The organism is Pseudonocardia sp. SID8383 (genome assembly GCF_009864975.1).
Taxonomy (GTDB): Bacteria; Actinomycetota; Actinomycetes; order Mycobacteriales; family Pseudonocardiaceae; genus Pseudonocardia; species Pseudonocardia alni.
Window position 1 is genome coordinate 1 of record NZ_WWFY01000596.1, and the last position, 4,595, is coordinate 4,595.

4 protein-coding genes are annotated in these 4,595 nt (G+C 74.6%); 2 read left to right on the forward strand and 2 right to left on the reverse strand.

Annotated elements, in window-relative coordinates; all coding sequences use genetic code 11:
- Positions 1-52 precede the first annotated feature (52 nt).
- Positions 53-685 carry a TetR/AcrR family transcriptional regulator gene (locus GTW08_RS14630; protein WP_073573975.1) on the reverse strand — a complete coding sequence of 211 codons (633 nt, stop codon included), beginning with the start codon at positions 683-685 and terminating at the stop codon, positions 53-55.
- A gap of 117 nt (positions 686-802) precedes the next feature.
- On the opposite strand from GTW08_RS14630, the gene GTW08_RS14635 reads away from it, so the two are divergent.
- Positions 803-2,845, forward strand: a complete 2,043-nt coding sequence (locus tag GTW08_RS14635; RefSeq protein ID WP_083658030.1) for a fatty acid desaturase — start codon at positions 803-805, stop codon at positions 2,843-2,845.
- A gap of 90 nt (positions 2,846-2,935) precedes the next feature.
- Here the strand turns inward: GTW08_RS14635 and GTW08_RS14640 are convergent, their stop codons facing one another.
- Positions 2,936-3,139, reverse strand: coding sequence for a hypothetical protein (locus GTW08_RS14640; RefSeq protein WP_139282678.1), 204 nt, complete (start codon positions 3,137-3,139; stop codon positions 2,936-2,938).
- Between the two features lie 351 nt (positions 3,140-3,490).
- Between GTW08_RS14640 and GTW08_RS31855 the strand changes: the two genes are divergently transcribed.
- A complete protein-coding gene (locus GTW08_RS31855; RefSeq protein WP_237453845.1) occupies positions 3,491-4,447 on the forward strand; it encodes a hypothetical protein in 957 nt (318 codons plus the stop codon).
- Positions 4,448-4,595 lie beyond the last annotated feature (148 nt).

Sequence of the window (4,595 nt, forward strand, 5' to 3'; positions counted from 1 at the left end):
CACATCCAGCGCTGCGTCGGCGACGGCGTCGTCACGACCGGGTTCGACGTCCTCAGCCGGGGCTGACCCCGGCCCCGCCCGGCCCGGCGGCGCCGCCGAGGAAGCCGCGGAGCAGCCACCCGGCCTGCGCGACCGCCGGCTCGGTGGAGTCCCCCGGTGACGTGGCGTGGCTGACCACCAGCCGCACCACCCCGTCGACGAGCCGGGGCAGGTCCGCGACCCCGGCCAGGGCCGGGTGGAGCGCGGAGATCTCGCGCAGCAGCGCCGTCGCCGCCCGGTCGCGCACCACGTCGGGCCGGGCCGTCACCAGCGGGAGCAGGCTCTCCCCCACGCCCTCGTCGACGGTGAGGATCGACGTCAGGAGCGCGTTGCGCGCCCCGTACTCCAGCACGTCGCGGACCGCGGCCACCACGCCGGCGACGGCGTCCGCGGGGTGGGCGCGCATCTGTTCGCACATCACCGCGACGAACCCGTCGGTCTCGCGGCCGACCAGTGCGCTGCCCAGCTCCGCCTTGGTGCCGATCTCGTTGTAGAGGTGCTGGCGGCTGATTCCCGCACGCCCGGCGACGGCGCTCATCGTCAGCGACGACCACCCCGACTCCGTCGTGATGTCCCGCGCGGCGTCGAGGAGCCGCGTGCGGAGAACCTCCCGCCGCTCCCGCCGGAACGCACCCGAGCCCGCCACGCCTGCACTGTACAGAGCAACCACCGATGACTGATCTGTTGACAGATGACCCGTGATTGTCAACTATTCCTACGGGCGGTCGACGACGACCGCGCTCCGTCCGGTCAGGAGGCAGCCATGAGCACGGCGGCGGGAACCACACGCGAGGGAGCCGGCGGCGACCGGCCCGCGGACCCCGGGCGGCCCGTACCCACCCCGGGGATCACGCTCCCCGTCGTCGCACTGCCGACCCTGGCGTTGTTCCTGGGCTCGCTCGCGGCCTGGGTGGGGGCGACCGCCCTGGTCCTGACCGGGACCGACCCGTGGCGCTACCTGGTCACGGTGCCGGTGCACGCCCTGGTCACGTTCGCGATGTTCACGGTGCTGCACGAGACCGTCCACCTCGCGGGCGGACGCCTGCGGTGGGTCAACGAGGTGCTCGGCCGGCTGTCGATGCTGTTCGTGGTGGCCTGGGCCGCGTTCCCGATGCTGCGTTACCTGCACATCGAGCACCACCGCAACACCAACGAGGACACCTCCCGCGACCCCGACGCGTGGACCGAGTCGGGCCCGGCGTGGAGCTGGCCGCTGCGCTGGATGACCATCGACCTCTGGTACGTGCGCTTCTACCTGCCCCGGATCCCGAGCAGGCCGCGGGCCGAGCTCGTCGAGCAGGCCGTGGTGTTCCTCGTCGTGGTCTCCGCGTTCGTCGCGACGGCGGTGACCGGCCACGGCTGGGAGCTGCTGGTGATCTACCTGATCCCGCAGCGGCTGGGCATCGCGCTGCTCGCCTGGTGGTTCGACTGGCTGCCCCACCACGACCTCGGGGAGACCGCCCGGTCCGACCGGTTCGCCGCGACCCGCATGCGGGTCGGCTGGGAACGCCTGGTCACCCCGTTGATGCTCGGCCAGAACTACCACCTGGTCCACCACATCCACCCGACCGTCCCGTTCTACCGCTACCAGGACGTGTGGCGCCGGGCGATGTCGGACTGGCTCGACCGCCCGGTCCCGATCACGACGGTCCTCGGCTCGGACCTGTCCCCCGCCGAGTACCGGGCGTGGCGACGGCTGACCTCCCACACCGACCGCGACGCCGACCTTCCGACCCGCCCGCACCCGCTGCGCGTGACCGCGGTGGACCGGCTCACCCCGGACGCGGTCGCGGTCACCCTGGAGGTGCCCGGCGAGCTGCGCGACGTGTTCGCCCACCGCCCCGGCCGCCATGTCACCGTGGGCGCGCGGATCGACGGCGAGCTCGTGCGGCGCAGCTACTCGATCTGCTCCACCGACGGGTCGGCGCTGCGCATCGCCGTGCGCCGCGTCGACGGCGGACGGTTCTCGACGTGGGCGGGCTCCGCGCTCGCCGTCGGCGACACCCTCGAGGTCACGCCGCCCTCGGGGCAGTTCGTCCTGCCCGCCGGCCCCCGCGGGGGCCGCACCGTCGCCGCGGTCGCCGCGGGCAGCGGCATCACCCCGGTCATCGCGATCCTCACCGCCGCCCTCGACGAGGACCCCGACCGCCGCGCCGTCCTGCTCTACGCCAACCGCGACACCGAGCACACGATGTTCGCCGACGAGCTCGACGAACTCGTCCGTCGCTCCGGGGGGCGGCTCACCGTCGTGCACCACCACTCGCGGTCCGGTGCCGCCGGGTCCGCCGACGGGTCCGCACCGGACGGCACGACGCGCACCGTCGTCCCGGGCCGCCTCGGCGCGGACCGGTTCGCCGAGCACCTCACCACGCTGCCGGTGGACGACGCGGACTGGTTCCTCTGCGGGCCGCCGCCGATGCTCGACGAGCTCGTCGGCGTCCTCGACGCCCACGGCGTCACCCCGGACCGGATCCACCGGGAGTTCTTCGTCGCCCCCACCGGCGACGACGGCGACGCCGTCCCGACCCGTCCGGCCGTGGTCACCGTGCGCCGCGGCGGGCGGGAGACCGTCACCCGGAGCCGGGGCACCGCGTCGCTGCTGGAGACCGCACTCGAGGCCGGGGTCGAGGCCCCGTACCTGTGCGCGGGCGGCATCTGCGGCACCTGCCGTGCGCAGGTCGTCACCGGCGCGGTGCACATGCAGCAGAACTACGCCCTCACCGACGACGAGGTGGCCTGCGGCGCGATCCTCACCTGCCAGTCCCGGCCCACCACCGACGAGGTGACCATCGACTACGACCGGTGACACGCGCACTCCGGTCGATTCCCGGGAACCCGGCGGCACCGGCGACCGCGGCACCGACCGGGGGGTGAGCGCGGTCCGCCGACCGGCCGGTCAGATCGCGCCGGTCAGCTCCCCGGTGACCACGCGGCGCTCGTTCTCCGTCCGCCAGGCGCGGTAGTCGGCATCGTCGGCGGCCGTCCCGATCCGGGCGATGCAGTCGGCGCAGAGGTCCGCGACCTGCAGCAGGCAGTCCTGGCCGCAGTCCCGGCACGCGATGAGTTCGGCGATGGGGTCGTTCACGGTCGCTCCGGACATGACCCCGAGCCTACCGAGGGCGCCCGGCAGCCCCGGCGTGGCCGGTCCGACACGCGGGACCGGCCCGGCGTCGACGTCGGTCCACGAGCCGGTCCGGCAGCGTCCCGGCGGGCGCGTCCACGACCGCTCGGTCGCCACGGAGGCGCTCCTAACGAGGTGGTCGTGGGCGGGCGTCGGCGAACGGCCCGTCCGCCGCGTGGTCGAGCGGGCTGTCGAACGGCCCGTCGACGAGCCCGTTCACCTGGACGACGGCGTCGCAGATGCTGTCGCGCCGCGGAGACGAGTGGCGCACGTCCGGACGGGGTCGGCTAGATTTCCCACGACCGCCCGACGGGGCCGAGGAGGTGGTTCGTGCGCGGCGACGACGACGCGGTCGAGAGCACGCGGTCCGACCTCGTCCACGCCGCGATGGCGGCCCACGACTGGTCCTCCCACCCGCTCGGCCCGCCCGAGCGCTGGTCACCGGACCTGCGCAGTGTCGTCCGGATGCTGCTCGACTCCCGGTTCTCGATGTGGATGGCGTGGGGCCCGGACCTCACGATGTTCTACAACGACGCCTACCGGGGCGACACGCTGCGCGACAAGCACCCGTGGGCGCTCGGCCGCTCCGCGCGCGAGGTGTGGGCCGAGGTCTGGGACGACGTCGGCCCGCTGATCGGGTCGGTGCTCGCCGGCGGCGGGGCCACCTGGGACGAGGACCTCCTGCTGTTCCTCGAACGCAGCGGCCACCCCGAGGAGACCTACCACACCTTCTCCTACAGCCCGCTGCACGAGGACGGCGCCATCGCCGGGATGCTGTGCGTGGTCACCGAGAACACCGACCGCGTGCTCAGCGAACGGCGCATGCAGACCCTGCGCGACCTCGCCGCCGACCTGGGGCCGACCCGCACCGGGGCGCAGGTGTACGCGGCGGTCGGGCGCGCGCTGGCCGGCAACCTCGCCTCGGCGCTCGACGAGTTCGCGACCTGGATCCCCGGCGACCGGCATCATGATTGCGCTGGCTGCCCGGCCCGTACCTCACCGTCCCCGGGTCCGCCCGGGAGCTGCCGGCGATGCGCCGCCGGGTCCGGCGCTGGGCCGGCCACGTGGGCCTGGGCGAGGACCTCGGCGACGACCTGGTCCGCGCGATCGACGAGGCCGCCGCCAACAGCGTCGAGCACGGCTACGCCGAGTTCGACCCGCCCGGTGAGGTGCACCTGCGTCTCGGGTACACCCCGCACGACGGTGTCCGGGCCCGGGTCGCCGACACCGGCCGCTGGCGGCCGCCGCCGCCCGACCCCGGCTACCGCGGGCGCGGCCTGCAGATGATCCGCGCCATCGCCACCACCGCCGAGATCGACACGGCGGGCGGGGGCACCGTGGTGCGCATGCAGATCACCCCGGACCCGCGCACGCCCGCCGTGGCGCAGCAGCCCGCGCCGCCCGTACGGCCCTCCCCCGGACGCCGGCGCACCGA